This is a genomic window from Pseudodesulfovibrio alkaliphilus, assembly GCF_009729555.1.
Classification (GTDB): domain Bacteria; phylum Desulfobacterota; class Desulfovibrionia; order Desulfovibrionales; family Desulfovibrionaceae; genus Pseudodesulfovibrio; species Pseudodesulfovibrio alkaliphilus.
Window position 1 is genome coordinate 1 of record NZ_WODC01000004.1, and the last position, 23,458, is coordinate 23,458.

Genomic DNA, 23,458 nt, shown 5'->3' on the forward strand with positions numbered 1-23,458 from the left:
TTCCCCCTGGACCCCCATCCCCTCTCCCTTCCTAAACTTTTTGGCGCTCCGCTGCGCGGAGGGGGACTAGGAGAGCAGGAGGACGGGCTTCTTATTGAAAACCCACAAGAGAGGTGCACGTTGGCGCGGACGTGCGGCCCCCTACGCCGCCATCAAGGCCTTCCTTGCCCGCCTGCCCTTCCAGGCGGCGTAGAACCAAAAAGTTTTGAAAGGGGGTCCGGGGGGAAACTTTTTCAAAAGTTTTCCCCCGGAATCTCTCACCCACGCCCGCCCCGCCCATTCCACGCCATCCCCAGCGCTGTCTTGCATGCGGGCGAAAATGCGGGTAGGTGGGGGGAGTGGGTCGAATCCGGCCCGATGACTGGCTTTCTCTCGGGGAAATGCGGAAATGCCCAAGCTCAAGACCTTGCTTATCCATCCTGATCCAGAGGTTCGCACCGCGTTGCGCGACGTGCTGGAGGATGTGCGCTTCATTCAGGTGCTCGGCGAGGCGGTTTCGGCCTTTGAGGCCATGGAGATGCTGGAGGCGATTCCCTACGGCGTGTTCTTCGTGGGCGTGGACCTGCCGGGCGGGGCCTCGGGCATCGAAATGGCCCAGATGCTGGCCGGGCGCAAACACCGGCCAGCCCTGGTCTTCATCTCCGACACCGAGGCCCATGCCTATGCGGCCTTTGAACTGGGAGCCACGGACTATCTGCTGTGGCCACCGGCCACAGGACGCATGGCCCGCACCGTGGACCGGCTCCAGAATTTCAAGACGCGCTTTCGCGAGGTGCCCGCCCCTGCCAGCTTTGCCGCCGACCCGGACGACCCGGACGACGAGCGCGAGCACACGGTGCAACTCCCTTTGCCCGAGGAGGAGCAGGACACCTTTCTGGCCGCGCTGAAATCCGCCTGGGACCAGACCGGCGGACGCAGGCTCGAGATTGAGAAGCTGGCGGTATCCCAGGACGGCCGCACCATCCTCATCCCCTACGATCAAATCATCTTTGTGGAGGCTTTTGAGGACTATTCCTATGTGCACACGGCCAACCAGAAATTTTTATCGTCCCACAGGCTCAAGAATCTGGAGGACAGGCTGGAGCCGCATCGGTTCTTCCGGGTCCACCGCAAGTATCTCGTCAACCTGGACATGGTCACGGAGATAGCCAGCATGCCCGGCTCCAACTTCATGCTGCGCACCGCGGGCCGTACCCGCATCGAGCTGCCCATCAGCCGCCGCCGCATTGCGGAACTGAAGAAGGTCATCGGGCTGTGACCGTTCGCCCCGCCGCTGGAACCGCTGGCCGAATAACGCGGGCATTGCGGCGGCACCATGCTATGAATGAGACTCGCTGACTGCTTTTTGCGGCGAGGAGGAAACAATGGATCAGTCAGGCGCACTTGACAGCTTGCTTACCGAGGAGCGGGTACTACGCCCGCTGCCCCAGCTGGTCATTGAGGCCAATATCAATCCCCAGGAGCTGGAGGCGGCCCGCAAGTTTGCGGCCATGGACCCCCTTGGCTACTGGGAGGAAGCGGCCGACGAACTGGACTGGTTCAAGAAATGGGACCAGGTACTCGACGACAAGGACGCCCCCTTTTACCGCTGGTTCGCCGGGGCCCGCTGCAACATCGTCTACAACGCGCTCGACCGCCATATCGAGACCGCCAACAAAAACCGGCTGGCCCTGATCTGGGAGGGCGAGCCTGGAGACTCGCGCAAATACACCTATTTCGAGCTGTACCGGGAGGTGAACCGCTTCGCCAACGCCCTGCGCTCCCTTGGTGTGCGCAAGGGCGACAGGGTGGTGATCTACATGCCGCCCCTGCCCGAGACCGTCATCGCCATGCTGGCCACGGCCAAGATCGGGGCCATCCACTCGCTGGTCTTTGCGGGCTTTTCGGCCAAGGCGTTGCGCCAGCGCATCAACGACTGCCAGGCCAAGCTGCTCATCACTGCCGACGGCTTCTACCGCAACGGCCAGATCATCAACCTCAAGGAAACGGCGGACGCGGCCCTGGTCGGCTCCTGCGCCGAATGCGTGGAGTCCATGGTCGTGGTGCGCCGCTGCAACATCGGGACGGAGATGACCGACGGCCGGGACTTCCACTATGATGACCTCGTCCGCCAGGAGCGCAACGAGGCGCCCACCGAGGTCATGGACGCGGCCGATCCGCTCTTCCTGCTCCACACCTCGGGCACCACGGGCAAGCCCAAGGGCATCGTCCATTCCCACGCGGGATACATGGTGGGTGTCCACCGCTCCCTTACCTCGGTTTTTGACATCAAGCCCACGGACATCTTCTGGAGCACGGCCGACCCCGGCTGGGTCACGGGCCACAGCGCAGGCATATACGGACCGCTGTTGGCGGGGACCACCTCGGTCATGTATGAAGGCCATCCCAACTATCCCCAGGCCGACCGTCTCTGGTCCATCGTGGCCCGCTACGGGGTGACGATCTTCTACACCGTGCCCACCATGGTCCGCATGCTCATGCGTTTCGGCGCCCAGTACCCCAAACAGCACGACCTCTCCAGCCTGCGTCTGCTCGGCTCGGTGGGCGAACCCATCTCGCCCGAGACCTGGATATGGCTCTACAAGAACATCGGCCGCAGCGAATGCCCGGTGCTCGATACCTGGTGGCAGACAGAGACCGGCATGTTCATGATCGCGCCCCTGCCCATCTCGCTGCTCAAACCCGGCTCGGTGACCAAGCCCCTGCCCGGCGTGGAGGTCGATGTGGTGGACCGCGAGGGCAACTCCATGCCCCCTGGCAAGGGCGGTCTGCTGGTGGTCACCAAGCCGTGGCCCGCCATGATGACCGGGCTGTGGAACGACGACGACCGCTACAAGGAATACTGGACCAAAATCCCCGGCGTCTACTACGCGGGCGATGTGGCCAGACGCGACGAGGATGGCTACATCTGGATGCAGGGCCGGGCCGACGATGTTATCAACATCGCCGGGCACCGCATCGGCTCGGCCGAGGTGGAGGCCGCATTTGCCGCCCATCCGGCCGTGTGCGAGGTGGCGGTCATCGGCATGCCCGACCGGATCAAGGGCGAGGCGGCCAAGGCCTTTGTGGTCCTCAACGACGGCTTTGAACCGAACGACGGCATGATCAAGGAACTCAAGCGCACCGTGCGCAACGAGCTGGGCCCGGTGGCTGTGGTCAAGTCCGTCGAATTCCGAAGCGAACTGCCCAAGACCCGCTCGGGAAAGATTCTGCGCCGCGTGCTCAAGGCCGAGGACATGGGCCACGAGATCGGCGACCTCACGGGCGTTGACGAAGACTGATTCCCTGCCCCGCACCCGCCTGAAACAAGCAGAGCCGCCGGTTCCCCAAAGCGGGAGTCGGCGGCCTCAAGCGTTGACGTGCGGCGGTCAGGCCGTCAGGGACACAAGCTGGGGCAGGGCGTCTGCCGGGACAGCACCATAAGCGGCAAGGGCCGTTCTCAGGGTACCCGGCGTGAGCGCGGGGTCGGCTGCCCCTTGAAGCTGGACGGTTTCGTCCAGGTCCTGCCTGAGGGACTCAAGGAGCGCCTCGGCCAGGTTGGGAATATTCTCGACCGGGGCCGGGACCTTTGCCGAGCGCAGGAAGCTCCGGGCAGCGGTGTCGCCAGCGTCCACCTGCACGGCCATGAACTGTTCGCTGCGGCCGTTGTCGAAATAGGCGTTGAGCTGGCCGTTGACGCCCGCGTTGAAGCGGGCGATGGCCTCGTCCCCGGCCGCGAAGCCCTGATTGCGGTCAATGAAGCGAAGGGTGTCGAGCAGTCCCTGGCCCAGGGTTTCTTCGGACACGGTGTCGGCCGTGGCGGCCATGAGCATCCCCGAAGCCGCCGCCCCTGTCTCGTTGCCGAAGCGCTCGCGCACCCAGTCCAGAGTGGCGGCCAGGGAGTCGCGCAGCGCGGTGGCGTCCCGCTCCCGGCCCTCTTCATCGGGACCGGCCTCCATGCGCCGGACGATCTCGTCTGCCGTTGTCCGACCCAGGGTTTGCGGTGCCGCGCCGGGCAGGGAGCCGGGCCGGACGGAGTCTCCCGCCGCCAGACCAAGGCCGCTGGCCAGCCGGGCGCTGGCGGTTGTGGCGGCGGGCGCACCAAGGCCGGAGCGCAGTCCCTGTGCGCTCCAGGAAGGAATCTGGTCAGCCTGGATGATCATGCCCGTCTTATCGGCCGCTGCCCATCATTCATTAGGGCAGGACGGCAAAAAAAACGAACACGTCCGGGCGGGATCAGCCGACCACTTCAAAGCCGATGCGGACAATGGCCTCGGCAATGGACGATTTGTCGATGGGGCCGTTCCCGTTGGGCTCGTCATAGGTCACATTGCCAGAGAGCAGGTCAACCCGCACGTTGGCGGCGCCCAACGCCTCAAGGGCCTGAGTTACGGACTTGGCGCAATGCTGGCAGCTCATTCCCTTCACTTTGACGACAGGCATGAAACCTCCCTGGATGCAAGCCGGACGGAACCGCCGCCCGGGTCAGGCGTTGAAGAAGCGCAAACGCAGGGCATTGCCCACCACCGTGACCGAACTCATGGCCATGGCCGTGCCCGCGATCATGGGGTTGAGGGTGGGCCCGCCGAAGACGTGGAGCAGCCCGGCGGCCACGGGCAGGCCGATGACGTTGAAGGCAAAGGCCCAGAACAGGTTCTGCTTGATATTGGTCATGGTGGCCCGCGACAGGTTCAGGGCCGTGAGCAGGGCCCTCAGGTCGCTCTTGATGAGCACCACGTCGCCGGATTCCACGGCCACGTCAATACCCGAGCCCATGGCCACGCCGATGTCGGCCAGAGCCAGGGCCGGGGCGTCGTTGATGCCGTCGCCGACCATGGCCACCTTGCGCCCCTCGGCCTGGAGCCGCTCGATCTCGGCGGCCTTGCGGTCGGGCAGGACTCCGGCGATGACCGCGTCGATGCCGGCCCGCTCTGCCACCACGCGGGCCGTGACCTCATTATCGCCGGTAAGCATGATGGGCGTCAGCCCGTTGCGCTTCAGACTGGCCACCACCTCGGGCGTCTCGTCGCGCATGGCGTCGGCAATGGCGAAAACGGCGTTGAACTTGTTCTCGCTGGCAAAGAAAACCACGGTGGCGCCCTGGCCCGCGTAATGGCTGATGGCGTCCACCGCGAATTGGTCGTCGTCCAGGGAGATGCCGTTGTCTTCCATGAAGGCGCGGTTGCCAATGAGCACGGTGCGGTAGCCGATGGTGGCCCGGATTCCCTTGCCGGGCACGGCCTCAAAGGCGTCGGGCTCAGGCGGGTCCAGCTCGAGGGCACGGGCGTGACGCACGATGGCCTGGGCCAGGGGGTGTTCGCTCCGGCTCTCGGCGGCGGCGGCCAGATACACGGCCTCGGTCCGGGCCATGGTGCCCCGGACCATGGTGACGGCGGCCAGCTCCGGGCGTCCGTGGGTCAGGGTGCCGGTCTTGTCGAAGACAACGGTGTCGAGCCCGCCCGCCTCCTGGAGCGCCCGGCCCGACTTGATGAGTACGCCAAGCTGGGCGCCGCGGCCCGTGCCGACCATGATGGACACTGGCGTGGCCAACCCCATGGCGCAGGGGCAGGCGATGACCAGCACGGCCACGAAGATGCGCAGGGAAAAGGGAAAACTCTCCCCGCCCGCAAAATACCATGCCAAGCCCGAGGCAACGGCCAGGAGCATCACGGCCGGAACAAAGTAGAAACTGACGCGATCGGCCAGATTGGCGATGGGCGCCTTGGACCCCTGGGCCTCCTGAACCATACGGATGATCCGCGCCAGCATGGTGTCGCGTCCCACCCGCCGGGCCGCCACGGTCAAGGCCCCAAAGGTGTTCAGGGTGCCGCCCGCCACGGCGTCGCCCGCCGCCTTGCCCACGGGCATGGGCTCGCCTGTGAGCATGGACTCGTCCACGCTGGAGCGGCCGTCCACGACCTCGCCATCCACCGGAATGCGCTCCCCCGGTTTGACAAGCAGGGTATCGCCCGGCTCCACCTCGTCCACGGGCACGACCACCTGTCGACCGTCCCGGATCAGGGTGGCCGTGTCCGGGGCCAGCTGCATCAGGGCGCGAATGGCGTCCGAGGTCTTGAGGCGTGAACGGGCTTCGAAATACTTGCCAAGAGAAATCATGGCGATGAGCACGGCCGCGGACTCGTAATACAGGTCCATGGCCAGATGCACGGCGGCTTGTGGATCGGCCACGGCCATGGCCGCCGTGTTCCACAGGGAATAGACAAAGGCCGCCCCCGTGCCGATGGCCACCAGGGAGTCCATGTTCGGCCCGCCGCGCAGCAAGGCCGGGATGCCCTGAAGATAGAAGTTGCGGCCGGACCAGACCACCGGCAGGGTCAGACCGAGCTGGACCAGGGCAAAGGTGGCGGGCGCGTGCATGGGGTCGAGCCAGCCGGGCAGGGGCATGCCCCACATGTGGCCCATGGTCAGGATCAGCAGCGGCAGGGCAAAGGCAAAGGCAGGGATCAGCTCCCGCCTTTGCGCAGCCAACCGCTCCTGAGCCTCGCGGCGCCGGGTTTCGAAAACATTGCCCGCCTCGGAGCGGACCTCGGTGGTGAATCCGGCGTCGGCGATGGCCTGGCGGATGTCGCGGCGCGAGACACGGGCCGGATCAAAGACAAAGGAACCGGAGTTGGTGGCCAGGTTGACTGAGGCCGAACCAACGCCCGGCAGCGCCCCGGCGACGCGCTCAATGCGGGCCGAGCAGGCCGCGCAGTGCATGCCGCCTATATCAAGGCGCAGCTCCTCCAGCTCTCCGCCCTCAGCGGTCATGGCCGGAAACTGTGCCTCGAAGCCGAGTTCCGCTATGCGTCCGGCCACGGCCTCGGGAGACGAAACCAGGGGATCATAGGTCAGGTCCATGGTTTCCGACGCAAGATTGACCGAGACGGCCTCCACGCCGTCCATGCCCCCCACCGTGCGCTCGATACGTCCCGAGCACGCCGCGCAGTGCATGCCCTTGATCCTTGCCTGTACTGATTTCATCTGCTGATTCCTCGTGAGCGTAGCCGGAGTCCATAGTGCGCCTCAAGGCCCACTTTGGCAAGCAAAGGGGAAGGATATGGAGAACTCCCGCGATACCGGCCATGCCCCGGCTAGAGGGCCGAGGTCTTCAGGACATACGCCATGACCCTTTCCACACACTCGTCAATGCTCGCCTTTTCGGTCTCCAGCAGCAGGCCGGGGGAGACAGGCGGTTCGTAGGGGGCGGAAATGCCGGTGTAGTTCTTGATTTTCCCTTCCCGGGCAAGGCGGTAGTAGCCCTTGGTATCGCGCCGTTCGCACTCTTGGACAGGGCAGGAGACAAAGGCCTCGTGAAAATCGTTCGGCCCGATGATCCCGCGCACCCGCTCGCGATCGGCGCGAAGGGGCGAGATGAAGGCGCACAGGCAGATGATGCCGTTTTCCAGAAAGAGCTTGACCATCTCCGCGATGCGCCGGGTGTTTTCGGCCCGCGCCTCGGGCGAGAAGCTCAGGTCGCCGCACAGGCCGTGACGGACGTTGTCGCCGTCAAAGACCTTGACACGCATCCCCCGATCAAACAGGCGCTTCTCCACCTCGTGGGCAATGGTGGACTTGCCCGAGCCGGACAATCCGGTGAACCACACGGCAAGAGCCCTGTGGCCGCCCAGACGCTCCCACATCCCGCGGTCCACCGCTCCGTTGAAACGGCGGATATTCTTCTTTTCTTCCACGCTGTGTCCTTGGTTTTTTCCCACTAAAAAAACACGGTCAGTCCGTTTTGTCCAGCGCTTTGGCGCGGCGGCGCAGTTCCGGTCGGAACGGGAAGGGTCAGACTATCGAGGCAAGCATGGTGCCCGGCGGAGGAGAGGCCTCGCGGGCAGCGACGGCGTAGGCGGCCAGGGCGGATCGCATGCGGGCCGGAGAAGCCGTCTGGCCCGGGGCGGAGGAGCCGGACACCGCCTGGTTGCGGTGGTCGGCCCCGGATGATCCCAGGCTGGCGCGCAGGGCAGCCACCTCGGCCTGGGTAGAAAAGGCGGCGGCCTGCTGCCGGGCGCGGCGCGACTCGGGCGAGAGGGCGGGATCGACCACCACGCGGGAGGATTCGTAATCCAGCCCGAACCGGCCCAGGCGAAAGCCGAAGGCAGAGGTGGTCACCGTGGCCCCCGGCCTGTCGGTCACTGCCTCGCTCCGGGCGGCCCCGGCGTTGGTTTGGTACTGTTCCACGGCGTGGGACTGGATCCGCACGACTTCCTCCCCTAGGACCACGGGCACAAAAAATGCCGGGGCGCACTTCTCTGCAGCCCGGCCGTCCCTGCGGCCCGGAGCGTGAGGCCAAGGCCCGCTCCCACCGCGCTCGCTCCTGAAGGACCCGTGGTTTTCCGCTTCCCATCCATGGGAATTGGCACATGTCGATACTGGTCTTAGGCAATCAGGATACCCTGTCCCGCCGGTTTTGACAAGTCCGCCCGCGAAGGCTACTACCAATGACTTCGCCGCGCGGCCGCAACGCCGCCGGGATGCCGTCATCAACCGCAGCCAAAGGCTTGTCATGGGTTATACCATCGTCGAAAAACAGGAGCTGATCCCGGGCCAGACCACCATGATGGTCATTGACGCCCCGCAGATCGCCAGCAAGGCCCGACCGGGCAACTTTGTCATGATCAGGACCTCGGAACGCGGCGAGCGCATTCCCCTGACCATCGCCGACCGCGACAGCGCTCGCGGCACCATCACCATCGTCTTTCTCGTGGTGGGCAAGACCACGGCGGATCTCGCCACCCTGAACCAGGGCGACCAGATCCTCGATGTCTGCGGCCCCCTTGGCCGGCCCACGCACATAGAGCCGTCCGGCACCGTGGTCTGCGTCGGCGGCGGCACCGGCATCGCGGCCATGCACCACATCGCCAAGGGCCACGCCGAAGCGGGCAACCGGGTCATCGCCGTGGTCGGCGCCCGCAGCAAGGACCTGCTGCTCTTTTGCTCAGAGCTTTCCACATTGTGCCCTGAGCTGCGCATTGCAACGGACGACGGGTCGGCCGGGCACAAGGGGTTTGTCACCGAGGTGCTCAAGGACATTCTCGACTCCGGGGAGAAGATCGCCGAGGTGGTGGCCGTCGGCCCGGTGCCCATGATGGAGGCCGTCAGCCGCGTGACCCTGCCCTATGGCGTGAAAACCACGGTCTCGCTCAATTCGATCATGGTGGACGGTGTGGGCATGTGCGGCGCGTGCCGCTGCACCGTGGGCGGCAAGACCCTGTTCGCCTGCGTGGACGGTCCCGAGTTCGACGGCCATGCCGTGGACTATGCCGAACTCCGGGCACGACTCTGGCAGTTCAGGGACCAGGAGCAGGGAGCCATGGAACGGTTCAGCAGGGAGTGTCGCTGCGATGGCTGAGATGAAGACCAAACGGAAGATCCGCCCCAGGGTGGCCATGCCCGCCCAGGATGCCCTGGCCCGCTCGGGCAATTTCCATGAGGTGGCCCTGGGCTATTCTCCCGAACAGGCCCTGGTGGAAGCACAGCGCTGCCTGCAATGCAAAAACCCCACCTGCCAGTCGGGCTGCCCCGTGGAAATAGACATCAAGGGCTTCATCGCCGCCCTGTGCGACGACGACCTGGCCGGAGCCTACGACATTCTTAGGCGTACCAATGCCCTGCCCGCCGTCTGTGGCCGGGTCTGTCCCCAGGAACACCAGTGCGAAGGCGCCTGTGTCCTGGGCCGCAAGCACGAACCCGTGGCCATCGGCCGCCTTGAACGCTATGTTGCCGATGCCTTTCTGCGGCAGGCGGCCGAGTCGCCCGACGCCTGCAGGGCTGTCACGGACCTCGACGCCTGCCAGCCGAAACGGGTTGAGCACCGCGTGGCCTGCATCGGCGCCGGTCCGGCCTCGCTGACCGTGGCCGGAGACCTTGCCGGACGCGGCATCTCCGTGGATGTTTTCGAGGCTCTGCACGAACCGGGCGGAGTGCTGGTCTACGGCATCCCGGAATTCCGGCTGCCCAAGGATGTGGTGGCTCGCGAGGTGGACGGACTCAAGGCTCTGGGCGTGACCTTCCACTGCAACTGGGTGGGCGGCAAGACCGTGACCATCGACGACCTTTTCGCCCGGGGCTACGACGCTGTCTTCGTAGGCGTGGGGGCCGGGCTGCCCCGCTTTCTCGGCATTCCCGGCGAAAACCTCGTGGGCGTGTTCTCGGCCAACGAATACCTCACCCGCGTCAACCTCGGCCGCGCCTACGACCATCTCAACCACGACACTCCGGCATTTCGCGCCCGGCGCACCGTGGTCATCGGCGCGGGCAACGTGGCCATGGATGCGGCCCGCACCGCGCTGCGCATGGGGTCAAGCGAAGTCTCGGTGGTCTACCGGCGCAGCGAGGCCGAAATGCCGGCCCGGCGCGAGGAGATCGAACACGCCGTGGAGGAGGGGGTGCGCCTGCGCTGCCTGTGCGGCCCCCTCGCCTTTCACGGCGACAACAAGGGGGGCCTCAATGGGCTGACCGTCCAGAAGATGGCCCTGGGCGAGCCCGATGCCTCGGGCCGGTGCAGCCCGGTCTGCCTTGAGGGACAGACCGAACATCTCCCCTGCGACATGGCCGTCATCGCTGTGGGCACCCGGCCAAACCCCATCCTCATCGAGGCCACGCCCGACCTCGGCCTGAACAAATGGGGCTATGTGCAGGCGGACAAGGATACCGGCGAGACCTCCATCCCCAACGTCTTTGCCGGGGGCGACATCGTCACCGGCTCGGCCACGGTCATCTCGGCCATGGGCGCGGGCCGCCGCGCCGCCCGCGAGATCGCCCGCAGGCTGCTCTAAAACGACGCAATCGGGCCTTTATCACCAGCCCACGGGTAGCCGAACCTTCTGGCCCGCCTTGTTGGTGAAGAAGATGTGGCCGTGCTCGCGACCGTGGAGGTAGAGATCGCGGGTGGCGGCCACGTCGTCCCGGCAGTATTCGGTGATCAGGTCCAGGCGGCCTTCCTTCCACCATTTGAGGGCCATCAGGCCGTCGGCCGACTTGCCTCCGCCCAGGGTGGCCCGGGCCACGTTGTCGAGCTTGAGTCGGTAGCCGAGCCGAGCATTGATCTCCACCAGCAGATCAAGGCTCGGCAGGCTGCGGAAGGCGAAGGGATGCAGGCCGCCCAGCACCGCGTAGTCGAATTTGACGTGGTTGAAGCCGATGACCAGATCAAAGAGCCGCAGCCGGGATACCAACCCGTCCAGGTCGTCCTGGCCGTAGTCGAACATGGACTCCTCGCCTGAATCCCAGACGCAGGCCACGGACACGCCCATGCGGTCCGCCCGGTGCCAGCCGCCCACCTCGTCGGCCGAGTAGCGGGTCTCGATATCGATGACGCCGAACCGCTCCGGGGCGGGTCTGCGAGGTGCGCCCGGGGCAAAAGGGGCGGACGGGGTCATGGTCACCTCCTTGGTCACGGTGGCTGGCGCCGCGCCAGTGCGGATGGATTCCAGCACATAGCGGGCGGCACTCTTGTCGATGGGCCGATTGCCCGAGCCGCACTTGGGCGAGTGGACGCAGGAGGGGCAGCCGGTCTCGCAGGGGCACTCGTCGATGGTGCGCAAGGTGGTCAGCAGCAGTTCTTCTGCCTGCTCAAACGCCTGGCGGGTCAGCCCGGCGCCGCCGGGCATCCCGTCGTAGATAAACACGGCAGGGCCGTTCACCTGGGGGTGCATGGGGGTGGAGATGCCGCCCAGATCGTTGCGATCGGTCATGACCAAAAGCGGCAACATCCCGATGGCCGCGTGCTCAAAGGCGTGGATGCCGCCCATGAAGTGCAGGTAGCCGGCCTCGCACCCGACGCGCACGGCGTGGGGAATCTCGAACCACAGGCCCTCGGTCTCGAAGCGCAGGGGCGGCAGGTCCAGCGCAGTGATGCCAAGCAGCTTGCCGCCGCGCACGGCCCGCTTCTCGTAGCCGGTAATCTGCTCGGTGACCTTGAGGCGGCCGAAATGGACGCGGGTGCCAAGGCAGGTCCGGGTGCCGAGCACTTCGAGAATCTCCGTGTCCTTGCTGCCGCGTGGACGGGTGTAGTAGCCCACCCGTGCGCGACGGGCGCGCACGGCCAGGGAGCCCATGTCCATGTCCTCAATGACGTAGGTTCTGCCCCGGTGCAGGTAGACCGCGCCCGGATGCGCCTCGCGAAAGGCGCGGTGGGCGTCCAGGGTGCCGATGACCGGCCGCCTGCCCTCCCGGGTGCAGGAATCGTCGCCCGTGACATCCTCGATGTGCATGGATCGGCCCGCGCCGCGCAGGTCCAAGTCGCCATGGGGGCGTTTGCGGTAGGTGACGATCTCTCCGGGGTGCCCCGAAGCCGTGTCGACCACCTCGCAGAGATGGCCAGCCGTCACCAACTCGTCCACCCTGCGGCCCACCGCCTCCTCGCGCAGGAAGCCCTCGCCCCGGCGCAAGGTCAGCTCGGCTGCGGCGCAGATCAGGTGGCGGTCCATTATCACCGGGTTAAAGGGGTTGAGCATGGCCGATTCCGGCGGCCGGGCGAAGAAATCCTCGGGATGGCGCATGAAATACTGGTCAAGGGCGTCTTCCTGGGCCACCAGGGCGACCACGCTGTCGCGGGCGGTGCGGCCCACCCTGCCGCCGCGTTGCCAGGTGGCCATGATCGAGCCGGGGTAGCCGACCATGATGCACAGATCCAGCCCGCCGATATCGATGCCCAGCTCCAGGGCCGAGGTGGAAATGACGGCCAGCAGTTCGCCCGAGGCCATCCGGGCCTCGATCTCGCGCCGCTCCTCGGGCAGGAATCCGGCGCGATAGGCCGAGATGCGGTCGCGATACTCGCCGCCGCGCTCGCTGGCCCACAGGGCGACAAGCTCGGTCAGCTTGCGCGACTGGCAGTAGACGATGGTTCGCATCTCCCGGGCCAGGGCGGCCCGCAAGAGCTCGATGGCCGCCTGGGCGGGCGACCCCTCCGGGTTGATGAAGACAACGTGCCGCCTCCCTCTGGCCGCACCCGACTCCAGGACCGGATGCACGTCAAGGCCGGTGAGCATCCGGCACAGCTCCACCGGATTGCCGATGGTGGCCGAAGAGAAGAGAAAGGTGGGGTGCGCCCCGTAATACGCGCACAGCCGAAGCAACCGCCGGAAAACCATGGCCATGTGCGAGCCCATGACCCCGCGATACGTGTGGACCTCGTCCACCACCACATAGCTCAATCCCGCCAGGAATCCGGCCCAGGCCGCGTGGTGGGGGAGCATGGAGAGGTGGACCATCTCCGGGTTGCTCATGACCACGTTGGGCGGCGCATCGCGGATCTTCCTGCGGAAGTGGGGCGTGGTGTCTCCGTCGTAGATGGCGGCCGTGGGCCGGTGCGCCCCCGGTCCGACCGGGAGCAGTCCGGCAAGTTCGTTGAAGCCCTTGAGCTGGTCCTGGGCCAGGGCCTTGAGGGGGAAGAGATAGAGCGCCTTGGCCTCGGTGTCGGCCAGGCAGTGGTCCATGACCGGCAGGTTGTAGCACAGGGACTTGCCGCTGGCCGTGGGCGTGGCCACAACCACATGGCGTCCGGCCCGGGCGTGGTCCACGGCCTCGGCCTGATGGGCGTACAGGGTCTCTATGCCGGACAGGGACAGGGCCGCGCCCAAGACCGGGGACCATGGCTTGCGCGGGTCCGAATGGCGTGCCCGAACCCCCTCCACCACCCGGTGATGGGCCACCTGGGCGGCCATGCGCTCCGAATCGAGCAGAGCGGCCACATAGCAAGCAATAGGGTTGTCCACAGGGGCGAAGGGTAGTATGATGCTGATCCTGAAGCAATCAAATTGTCCGGGCGCCCCCGAGGCTTCCGGCCCGGCGGAGGAAAACGCTTGATGAACAGGACCATTGCCGACAACAACGACAACGGGGTTCGCCAGCGCATTCTGGTGGTAGACGACTCGGTCTCGGTCCGCTACGCCCTGGAAAAGCATCTGACCGAGGCCGGGTTTGACGTATCCCTGGCCGAGGATGGCGCCGAGGCGCTGGCCAAGGCCGTGGAGGGCGAGTTCGACCTGGTCATCACCGACGTGGACATGCCGAGGATGGACGGCTTCGAGCTGTGCCGCCGCCTCAAGGAGGAGTTCAAGACCTCCGCCATCCCCATCATCATCCTCTCGACACGCGAGTCTGACGAGCGCGTTGAACAAGGGTTCCGCGTCGGCGCCGACGCCTATCTGGCCAAGGGCGACGACATCCGGGAAAGCATCGAGCGCATCAAGGACATCATCCGGGCCCGCAACTTCCTGACCGGCAGCAAGGTGCTGGTGGTGGACGACTCCTCAAGCATCCGTCTTTTCCTGCGCGTGGGCCTGACCGAGAACGGATTTGCGGTCAGGACCGCCACCAACGGCCGCGAGGCCCTGGAGATGCTCCCCGAGTTCCGGCCCGACCTGATCATCACCGACCTGATGATGCCCGAAATGGACGGCTTTGCCCTGTGCCGGGAATTGAAACGTACCGAATTCGCCTCGGTGCCGGTCATCGTCATGTCCACCATGGGAGACAAGGGCATCATGCGCCGCCTGATGCGCGAGGGCGCGGCCTCGTTCCTGATAAAACCCTTTTCCGTGGCCCAGCTCTCGGTGGTCATCGAGGAGATTTTCTCGTCGAATTTCCGTCTCCTGCTCGAGGAAAAGGAACGCCTGGAGATGGAACAGAGGCTGACTCTTGCCGCCATCGCCAGCCTCGTGCAGGCCCTTGAGGCCCGCGACAGCCTGACTCGCGGCCACTCGGAACGGGTCGCCCTGGTGGCGGTGGGCATCGGCCAGGAGATGGGCTTCAACCCCGCCGAGCTGGACCGGCTGCTGCTCATCGGCAGGCTCCACGACCTGGGCAAGATCGGCGTGCGCGACGACGTGCTGCTCAAGAAGGACTCCCTGACCAACACCGAGTACGAGCACGTCAAGGCCCACTCCAACGTGGTGGCCGACATCCTGCGGCCCATCACCAGCCTGCACGACATCCTCGAAGTGACCACCTCCCACCACGAGCGATGGGACGGCAAGGGCTACCCCGACGGTCTGGCCGGGGAGGCCATCCCTCTCAGGGCGCGGATCATATCAGTGGCCGACGTGTTTGAAGCCGTCACCTCGGAGCGTCCCTACCGCGACTCCATGCCCCGGGCCGTGGCCGTGGACATCATCCGCGACGAGCGCGGCAAGCAGCTCTGCCCCACCTGCGTGGACGCCTTCCTGCGCTGGTATGACCGCACCGGAGGCGTCATCGAGCTGCCAGAGGATTATCGGCAGCGGTAGAATCTTTCCCCCGAGGCCCCCGTCATTGCGGCCTTCCGTATCGCCGTTACTCCCGCCCGGCGTGGGCGCGGACCATGCGCAGCACATCATACGAATGGCGGCCTTCCAGGGCCTCGTACACCGGAGTCAGGGAGATCACGCCCTTGTCGCGAAAGGCGGCGAAGGTCTCGAGGATGCGGCTGATCTCGGCATCGGGCAGCCCCGATGCCCGGCGAAAATCGAGGCGGCCCAAAGCCACTGCCTGGGCAAGGTGGCTCCAAACCGAGCCGGGCTTGAGGCCGCGCCGCGTTGCCACTGCCTCCGCATCCCCCAGTTCCTCGAAAAGGGCCAGCGACTCCTCGGCCGTGGCCGAAAGCTCCCCATTGGCAGCCCGCTCCAGCTGCTGCCGCCGTTTTTCCCGCCGCTCCGGCGGGATCTCCGGCGTGGCGGGCGGACGGCCGTACCTGTCGGCGTGGTCGCGCAGGCAGTCGAGAAATGTCTGGCCAAAGCGCGTTAGCTTGACCTCGCCCACGCCGGTCATACAGGCCATGGCCTCCCTGTCTTCGGGGCGGTAGCGGACCATGTCGAGGAGGGTGCTGTCCGGGAAGATGGCATAGGGCGGCACGCCCTGCTCCCCGGCCACACCGAGACGCAGCTCGCGCAGGGCGTCGAACAGGGCCTGGGTCTCCTGGTCGGTGAGCACGTCATCGGCCGCCACCGGCCTGCGGGTCTTGGCGGCCCGGACCGCCACCACCGGATCGGTGCGCAGCCGCACCGGGGACTCGCCGCGCAGCACGGACCAGGAACGCTCGTTCAGGGTCAGGGCGCCGTGTCGCTCCATATCCACTGAAAGCAGGCCCGCGGCGGCCAACTGGCGGTAGACCGACTTCCACTGCCCGAGGGTCAGCTCTCCGCCGATGCCCCAGGTGGACAGCTCGGTATGGCGGAAACGGCGCGAGCGCTCGCTCTCCTTGCCCACCAGCACCTCGGCCAGATACGCGGCCCCGAACCGCTGGCCGGTGCGATAGATGTTGGAGAGCGCCTTCTGGGCGGCCACGGTGCCGTCCCAGGTCTTAACCGGACTTAAGCAGGTGTCGCAGTTGCCGCACGGCGCGGTGTGCTCGCCGAAATGGCCGAGCAGGACCTGACGGCGGCATCCTGCGGTTTCGAGAAAGGCGAAAAGCGCCCCGAGCTTGGCGTGCTCCACCCGCTTGCGCGACAGGTCCGCCTCGCCGGACTCGATCATGGACCGCAAAATGGCGATGTCCTGGAGACCGAAACAGAGCCAGGCCGAAGCAGGCAGGCCGTCGCGCCCGGCGCGGCCCGTTTCCTGATGATACGCCTCCAGGCTCTTGGGCGGCTCCAGGTGGCAGACGAAACGGACGTTGGGCTTGTCCACGCCCATGCCAAAGGCCACGGTGGCGACCATGACCATGCCCTCGCCGCGCATGAACCGCTCCTGGTTGCGGTGGCGCTCCTCCTTGGAGAGCCCGGCATGGTAAGGCAGGGCGGTGATGCCGTTGTTTTCGAGAAAAACGGCGGTCTGCTCCACCTTCTTGCGGCTCAAGCGGTAGACGATGCCCGAGTCGCCGCTGTGGCGCTCGCGGATAAAGGCGAGCAACTGGCGCTGGGGATGGTCCTTGGGCTGGACCTCGTAACGGATGTTGGGGCGGTCGAACCCGGTGGCAAAAACCTCGGCCCGCTCCAGCCCGAGATGGCGGATGATGTCGCGCCGGGTGGGCTCGTCGGCCGTGGCCGTCAGAGCCAGCCGGGGCACGCCGGGAAACCGCTCGGCGATGACCGCAAGCTGCATGTACTCCGGCCGGAAGTCGTGCCCCCACTGGGACACGCAATGGGCTTCGTCTATGGCGAAAAGGCAGGGATCGCACCGGGCCAGCAGATCGAGAAACTCGGGGCGGCACAACCGCTCCGGGGCCACGTAGACAAGGTCGAGCTGCCCGTTGACGAGCCGCTGCTCCACTTCCCGCGCATCCTGCGGATCAAGGGACGAATTGAGGCAGGCGGCGCGAACCCCCATCTGGGTCAGCCCCTGCACCTGATCCTGCATCAGGGCGATGAGCGGGGAGACGCACACCCCCACCCCGGACCGGAGCATGGACGGAATCTGATAGCACAGCGACTTGCCGCCGCCGGTAGGCATGAGCACCAGACAGTCGCCCCCGGCCATGACCGTGTCGATGATCGGGCGTTGCAGGCCGATGAAGTCGTCAAAGCCGAAGACCGAGCGCAGGATGTCAAGAGGTGAGGCCATAGGCGGCCACCCTAGGGCATCGCTCCATCAAGCGCAAGAAATGCGGCGCACCCTCGGGGGGGGGGGGGGGGGGGGGGGGGGGGGGGGGGGGGGGGGGGGGGGGGGGGGGGGGGGGGGGGGGGGGGGGGGGGGGGGGGGAGGGGGGGGGGGGGGGGGGGGGGGGGGGGGGGGGGGGGGGGGGGGGGGGGGTCAGAGATGGGTGCCTTCGGCCGTGGAGATGGTCCGGCCGGCACCAGGGGTCTTGCCCTTCAGGTACTCGGGCAGCAGGAAGCGCTCCAGAGCGGCCAGGAGCTGGCCGTGGTCCACCAGGGTGTCGAGGCAGGGGCCGTGGGGCCGCTCGTTGAGCACGCCGAACACAGGCAGGGGATAGGCGTCCTGAATGCCGCTGGACAGATCGCGATAGCAGGCCACGGCGATGATCAGACGCGGACGCATCTGGACCACGATGCGCCGGGCGATGGTCCCGCCCGTGGCGATGGCCAGATTGACGCCGTAGGCGTCGTGCAGGTCGAGGAGCCCGGAGATGGGGCACAGCCCGCACCGTTTGCAATTGTTGATGTCGTAGGTCAGGCGGCGGTCACACTTGGAGCTTTGCAGACAGTGGGGCATGAGCAGCAGCACATCTTCGGGCCGGTAGCGGCCCGCCTCGGCCTGGACCAGCTCGTTGTTGACGCTGATGAAGGAGAGCATGATGGCCTCCTTGTCAACACCCAGGACCCGGCCCAGCAGGACCATCACCGGCAGAAAGAGCTTGATGGTCAACCCCCGGAACCGTTTGGAGCCGGGCAGATGCCGCTTGGTGACAATGTTCAGGAACAGCCCCCAATAGGCCACGGACACAAAGCCGATGAGGACCAGCACCACCGCCCCGAGCACCCAGGAGGCGGCCGGATGGATGTTGGCAAGCCCCAGATAGGGCACCACCCAGAGGGCGGCCAGAAACAGGCAGAACACAAAGCAGGTGACGCTGATCAGACCGATGAAGAGCCGTTTTCTGGCCTTGCGTATGCTTCGGGTGTGGGTCATGCTTTTCTTGGGTGGTTGTCGTCTTGCCCGTGCTTCGGGGAAAACCGCATGGCTTCGGTCCCCGGTCCGCGAGCCTTGCGTCGACATATCGCGCTATCGTCCCCTATGACTTATTCAGGGGCACCTCGTCCAGGGTCAATGGGCCGTAGACCCGTTCTCCGGCGTAGACGCGCATGAGAGCGGCCCCCTTGGCCTCCAGGGTCATCAGCGTGCGTACCACGGCCCGGCCCGCCTTGCCCATGGCCGTCCGCAGCGACGGATCAGCGGCAAGCAACCGCATTTTGTCTGCCAGGCAGTCGGCATCCTCGCTGGGGCAGAGGCAGCCGTTGAAGCCGTCGCGCACCACCTCGGGAATACCGCCCACGCTGGTGCAGATGGCGGGCAGCCCCTGGCCGAAGCCTTCGATGAGCGCGTTGGGCAGACTTTCCATGCGCGAGGTGAGGACAAGAACGTCGCCTTGGCAAAGCTCGGCCAGCACCTGCTGGTGGGGGATGGTGCCGGTGAGGCGCAACCTCTCGCGCACGGCGGGAGACACCTGCTCCGGGAACCGCTCCAGCTCCAGGGGGCCGACCCCCACGCCCACGAACTCGAACCTGTCGCCTTCCCCGCCCTGGCACAATGCCGAGGCAGCCCGCAGGAACACGTCAAACCCCTTGATTCTGGCCACGTTGCCCGCATAGACGAAGCGCACCGTCCCGCCCTTCTCGTCCTCGGACGAGGGGTCCGCAGGGATGTCAGGGCCTGTGTAGGCGTTATAGACCACGTTGAGTCGGCGCTGCATGACGCCATGGGCCCTGAGGATGCCCGCGCAGTGCATGGAGTTGGCGATAACGCCGTCGGCCAGCGCGGTCCACAGGAAAAAAACGGCATTGGGGCGCGAGATGACGCCCCGGTTGATGTAAAGCCTGCACCGCGCCCCCATGAGACGGGCCAGCACCCCCATCTTGTAGGCGCGGTTGTGGAAGGTGTGGACCACGTCGATGTTCTTGTCCGCAACCAGGCGTTTGAGGAACGCACCGGCATGGAGATAGTCGCGGAAGCGGCCAAAGGGGATGATCTCAACATCCAGGCCGCTCAGGGCCGGGATGATCGCCGAATCAGGAGAGAGCACGGTGTACGTCCTGACTCCGAGGCCGGACAGGGCGGCGATGTTGTTCACCATCTGCCTGCTGCCCCCGGACAACTTGTCCGAGTCCGTGACATACAGGACGCGCCGTACGGCGGGTGTGGGCCTTGCCTTGACTGTCTGCTTGGGCCGTTGCGCCACGCCGCCCTACCGACACGCCTTCATGTAGCCGCAGACAAAGGCCGCGGCGTTCATGGTCTTGCGCCCTTCGGGCTTGATCTCGGGCGTAAGGTACACCTTGTCCGCTGCAGCGATGCCGAGTCTGCCGTCCACCTCGCCAAGCACCGTGCCGGGAGCCGCCTCGGCCGGGTATTCCGAGACCTCGCCCGGGGCCACGTTCAGACAAAGCGTCCTACCGTCCGGGCCGGTCCAGTCGAAATACGCGCCCGGCCACGGATACATGGCCCGAATCCGGTTGTGGACGGTCTGCGCGGGCTGGTTCCAGTCGATGGCGCCCTCGCCCTTTTCCAGTTTTTTGGCATAGGTGGCCAGAGCATCGTCCTGAGGCAAAAACATATACCCGCCGGTCTGCAGCCGGGCCAGGGCCTCGCAGATGCAGATGCCGCCGAGCCGGGCCAGCTCGTCGTGGATGGTGCCCGCATGGTCGTTGTGGCCGATGCGCAGCGCCCGCTGGACCATGACCGGGCCGGTGTCGAGCCCGGCCTCCATCTTCATGATGGAGATGCCGGTGACCACCTCGCCCGCCTCGATGGCTCGCTGGATGGGCGCGGCACCGCGATACTTGGGCAGGAGCGAGGCATGGACGTTGAGCGGATACAGCGCGGGCACATCAAGCACGGCCTGAGGCAGGATCAGCCCGTAGGCCGCCACCACCAGCACGTCCGGCTTCAAGGCCCGCAGCGCCTCGATCTCCGCCTCGTCCTTGAAATGCTTCGGCTGGAACACGGGCAGCCCGCGCTCCAGGGCCACCCCCTTGACCGGCGAGGGCTTGCACTGTCTGCCCCGGCCGCACGGACGGTCCGGCCGGGTGTACACGCCCACCACCTCGGCCCCGGCAAAATCAAGCAGAATGCGCAAAATCTCGGCCGCAAACTCCGGGGTGCCCATGTAGACCGCGCGTAGCGGCTTCAAGGCCGCCTTGGCTACGCTTTCCATCTGGCGGCCTTTTTCCTGTAGAGGTTGCGTTTCAGCCGTCCGGCCCGGTCCGCAATGGTCACGCCGTCCAGGTGGTCGATCTCGTGCTGGAGCACGATGGCCAGAAAGCCATCGGTGTCGATGCAGACCTCCTTGCCCTCGCGGTCCAGCCCCGTGACCCTGACGCGTTCCTTGCGCAGCACCGTGGCCGTAAACTCCGGGCAGCTCAGGCACCCCTCCTCGGACTCCACCTCGCCCTCGCTCTCCACGATCTCCGGATTGATCAGCACGCGCAGGTCGCCGCGCAGCTTGGGTCCGGTCTGATCCACGCAGACAAGCCGGATGGATTTGCCCACCTGAGGCGCGGCCAGGCCCACGCCGTCGCCCTCGTACATGGTCTCGATCATGTCGTCGATGAGCTGCTGCAATGCGGGCGTGACTTCTCCAACCGGCTTCGCCTTGGCAGCCAGCACGTCGTCAGGCCATGTGCATATGTCGAGTTTCATTATGGTATGCCTCCGGCGGCCAGGGAACCTTTTGAAAAAGGTTCCCTGGACCCTCCAAAACTTTTTGGCGCTCCGCCGCCCGCAAGGGCAGGCGGAAACGGATAAACAAGACGGCGGCGGAGAAGGCGTTGCAGAACCAAGGCCGCGTCGCTGCCGTCAGAATCAGTATAGGAATAATACCGAAAGATCAAAAGGCGAGGGTTTACATGAAAAACATCCGGTTTTTGCGACTGCTTCCATCGCAAGCCCGGCTCCCTCGCCCCCGTGCGACCCCCTGCGCCGCCATCAATTTCTTTCTTGCCCGCACAGCGCATCCAGGCGGCGCAGACCCAAAATGTTTTGAAAGGGGAGCGCGAGGGGAAAACTTTTTCAAAAGTTTTCCCCTCGCATCTTCTCCCTAATTTTCCTTCTTTTCCCGCAGGCGGATGCCGAGTTCGCGCAGTTGCTTGCTGGGCACTTCGGACGGCGCTTCGGTCATGAGGCAGGTGGCCTTCTGGGTTTTGGGGAAGGCGATGACATCGCGGATGGATTTGGACCCGGTGATGATCATGATCAGCCGGTCGAGGCCAAAGGCGATGCCTCCGTGGGGCGGTGCGCCGAACTTGAGGGCGTCCATGAGGAAGCCGAATTTTTCGCGGGCCTCGTCAGCGTCAATGCCCAGGGCGGCGAACATGATGCGCTGCTGCTCGGCGGTGTGGATGCGGATGGAGCCGCCGCCCACCTCGTAGCCGTTGATGACCATGTCGTAGGCGCGGGCCAGGGCGTTGCCGGGATCTGTGGCCAGGGTTTCCATCTGGTCGGGCTTGGCCGAGGTGAAGGGATGATGCCGGGCCACGTAGCGCTTTTCGTCGGCATCGTATTCAAGCAGCGGGAAGTCGGTGATCCAGACAGGGGCGAACACCTTGGGATCAATAAGGCCGAAACGCTCGGCCAGCTCGCAGCGCAGGTTGCCCAGGGCGGCGTTGGCGATGTCGGCCGCGCCGGCCTGGAAGAAAAGGATGTCGCCGGGCTGGCAGGCGGTGCGCTCGCGCAGGGCGGCGATCTCGTCTTCGGAAAAGAACTTGACGATGGGCGACTGCCACTCGCCGTCCTCCTTGATCTTGATCCAGGCCAGCCCCTTGGAACCGTAGATTTCCACGAACTTGGTGTAGTCGTCGATCTCCTTGCGCGAAAGCTCGCCGCCGCCGGGTACGCGCAGCACCTTGACCAGCTCCGAGGCGGCAAAGACCTTGAACCCGGAATTGGTGAAGATGTCGGTCACTTCGGTCAGCTTGAGGTCAAAGCGCAGATCGGGCTTGTCCACGCCGTAGTCGCGCATGGCGTCGGCATAGGTCATGCGCGGGAAGGGGTCGGGCAAGGCTGCGCCCACGGTCTCCGAGAAGATGGTTCTGACCAGCCCCTCGGCCATGTCCTGGATGACGGCCTCGTCAATGAAGCTCATCTCGATGTCGATCTGGGTGAACTCGGGCTGGCGGTCGGCCCGCAGATCCTCGTCGCGGAAGCATTTGACGATCTGGAAGTAGCGGTCCATTCCCGAGACCATGAGCATCTGCTTGAAGAGCTGGGGCGACTGGGGCAGGGCATAGAACTCGCCCTGGTTGACCCGGCTTGGAACCAGGAAGTCGCGTGCGCCCTCGGGGGTGGACTTGGTCAGCACCGGGGTCTCGATTTCGAGGAACCCCAGGGCGTCAAGGTAGCGACGCACTGCCTGGGCGGCCTTGTTGCGGATGATGAAGTTACGCGCAAGACTCGGGCGTCTTAAGTCGAGAAATCGGTATTTGAGGCGCAGGTTCTCGCCCACCTCCACCCGGTCTTCGATGGGAAAGGGCGGGGTTTCGGAAGTGTTGAGGAGCTTGTATTCCTCCACCTCGATCTCCACCTCCCCGGTAACGAGGTTCCTGTTGGCCATGCCCTCGGGCCGCATACGCACCACTCCCTTGACCGCCACCACGTATTCGGCGCGGATGGCGTGGGCCCGCTCGTGCACGTCCGGGTTGCCCTCGGGATTGAAGACCACCTGGGTCAGCCCCTCGCGATCGCGCAGATCAAGGAAGATGAGTCCGCCGTGGTCCCGCCGGAACTGGACCCAGCCCATGAGACAGACCCGCTCGCCCAGGTCGGCGGCGGTCAGCTCGTTGTTGTGGTGGGTGCGCCGCCATCCCGCCAGGTCTTGGATGACGCGAAATTCGTTGTAGTCTCTCTCTTCCTGCTGTTCAGCCATGTATATTCTCCGGGTGTA

General features: G+C 65.8%; 17 protein-coding genes. 5 read left to right on the forward strand and 12 right to left on the reverse strand.

Annotated elements, in window-relative coordinates:
• Window positions 1-388: 388 nt before the first annotated feature.
• Complete coding sequence (locus GKC30_RS07100; RefSeq protein ID WP_155933525.1) at window positions 389-1,258, forward strand: LytR/AlgR family response regulator transcription factor; 870 nt, start codon at window positions 389-391, stop codon at window positions 1,256-1,258.
• Between the two features lie 106 nt (window positions 1,259-1,364).
• The gene (gene acs, locus GKC30_RS07105; RefSeq protein WP_155933527.1) at window positions 1,365-3,281 is read left to right on the forward strand and encodes an acetate--CoA ligase; all 1,917 of its coding nucleotides are present in this window, start codon (window positions 1,365-1,367) and stop codon (window positions 3,279-3,281) included.
• 87 nt (window positions 3,282-3,368) lie between these two features.
• On the opposite strand, the gene GKC30_RS07110 is transcribed toward acs, so the two are convergent.
• The 5 genes from GKC30_RS07110 to GKC30_RS07130 all read right to left on the reverse strand — a co-directional run bounded on the left by GKC30_RS07110 (window position 3,369) and on the right by GKC30_RS07130 (window position 8,187).
• Complete coding sequence (locus GKC30_RS07110) at window positions 3,369-4,142, reverse strand: hypothetical protein (protein WP_155933528.1); 774 nt, start codon at window positions 4,140-4,142, stop codon at window positions 3,369-3,371.
• A 73-nt stretch (window positions 4,143-4,215) separates the two neighbouring features.
• Window positions 4,216-4,422 (reverse strand): heavy-metal-associated domain-containing protein, encoded by a 207-nt coding sequence (locus GKC30_RS07115; RefSeq protein WP_155933530.1) that lies wholly within the window; start codon window positions 4,420-4,422, stop codon window positions 4,216-4,218.
• A 42-nt stretch (window positions 4,423-4,464) separates the two neighbouring features.
• The gene (locus tag GKC30_RS07120; RefSeq protein ID WP_155933532.1) at window positions 4,465-6,963 is read right to left on the reverse strand and encodes a heavy metal translocating P-type ATPase; all 2,499 of its coding nucleotides are present in this window, start codon (window positions 6,961-6,963) and stop codon (window positions 4,465-4,467) included.
• A gap of 110 nt (window positions 6,964-7,073) precedes the next feature.
• Window positions 7,074-7,673, reverse strand: coding sequence for an adenylyl-sulfate kinase (gene cysC / locus GKC30_RS07125; RefSeq protein ID WP_367614019.1), 600 nt, complete (start codon window positions 7,671-7,673; stop codon window positions 7,074-7,076).
• Window positions 7,674-7,770: 97 nt separating this feature from the next.
• A complete protein-coding gene (locus GKC30_RS07130) occupies window positions 7,771-8,187 on the reverse strand; it encodes a hypothetical protein (RefSeq protein ID WP_155933534.1) in 417 nt (138 codons plus the stop codon).
• Between the two features lie 304 nt (window positions 8,188-8,491).
• Between GKC30_RS07130 and GKC30_RS07135 the strand changes: the two genes are divergently transcribed.
• Window positions 8,492-9,337 (forward strand): sulfide/dihydroorotate dehydrogenase-like FAD/NAD-binding protein, encoded by an 846-nt coding sequence (locus GKC30_RS07135; protein ID WP_155933536.1) that lies wholly within the window; start codon window positions 8,492-8,494, stop codon window positions 9,335-9,337.
• Window positions 9,330-10,763: an NADPH-dependent glutamate synthase gene (gene gltA / locus GKC30_RS07140; RefSeq protein WP_155933538.1), complete on the forward strand. Its 1,434-nt coding sequence runs from the start codon at window positions 9,330-9,332 to the stop codon at window positions 10,761-10,763. Before GKC30_RS07135 ends, gltA begins: the two co-directional genes overlap by 8 nt.
• Before the next feature lie 21 nt (window positions 10,764-10,784).
• On the opposite strand, the gene GKC30_RS07145 is transcribed toward gltA, so the two are convergent.
• Window positions 10,785-13,703 (reverse strand): DEAD/DEAH box helicase, encoded by a 2,919-nt coding sequence (locus GKC30_RS07145; protein ID WP_437179104.1) that lies wholly within the window; start codon window positions 13,701-13,703, stop codon window positions 10,785-10,787.
• A 90-nt stretch (window positions 13,704-13,793) separates the two neighbouring features.
• On the opposite strand from GKC30_RS07145, the gene GKC30_RS07150 reads away from it, so the two are divergent.
• On the forward strand, window positions 13,794-15,215 hold the full coding sequence (locus GKC30_RS07150) for a response regulator (protein WP_155933540.1): 1,422 nt from the start codon (window positions 13,794-13,796) through the stop codon (window positions 15,213-15,215).
• Between the two features lie 46 nt (window positions 15,216-15,261).
• On the opposite strand, the gene recQ is transcribed toward GKC30_RS07150, so the two are convergent.
• From recQ to aspS, 6 genes are all read right to left on the reverse strand, one after another.
• Window positions 15,262-17,466, reverse strand: coding sequence for a DNA helicase RecQ (gene recQ / locus GKC30_RS07155; protein ID WP_155933542.1), 2,205 nt, complete (start codon window positions 17,464-17,466; stop codon window positions 15,262-15,264).
• Window positions 17,467-17,655: 189 nt separating this feature from the next.
• Entirely contained in the window at window positions 17,656-18,492 is an 837-nt protein-coding gene (locus GKC30_RS07165; RefSeq protein ID WP_155933544.1) for a DUF116 domain-containing protein, read from the reverse strand.
• A gap of 103 nt (window positions 18,493-18,595) precedes the next feature.
• On the reverse strand, window positions 18,596-19,759 hold the full coding sequence (locus GKC30_RS07170) for a glycosyltransferase family 4 protein (protein ID WP_437179105.1): 1,164 nt from the start codon (window positions 19,757-19,759) through the stop codon (window positions 18,596-18,598).
• Window positions 19,760-19,765: 6 nt separating this feature from the next.
• Window positions 19,766-20,734 carry a methionyl-tRNA formyltransferase gene (fmt, locus tag GKC30_RS07175; RefSeq protein WP_155933547.1) on the reverse strand — a complete coding sequence of 323 codons (969 nt, stop codon included), beginning with the start codon at window positions 20,732-20,734 and terminating at the stop codon, window positions 19,766-19,768.
• Window positions 20,722-21,219, reverse strand: a complete 498-nt coding sequence (gene def / locus GKC30_RS07180; RefSeq protein WP_155933549.1) for a peptide deformylase — start codon at window positions 21,217-21,219, stop codon at window positions 20,722-20,724. Before def ends, fmt begins: the two co-directional genes overlap by 13 nt.
• Before the next feature lie 397 nt (window positions 21,220-21,616).
• Entirely contained in the window at window positions 21,617-23,440 is a 1,824-nt protein-coding gene (gene aspS, locus GKC30_RS07185) for an aspartate--tRNA ligase (protein WP_155933551.1), read from the reverse strand.
• Between the last annotated feature and the right edge of the window lie 18 nt (window positions 23,441-23,458).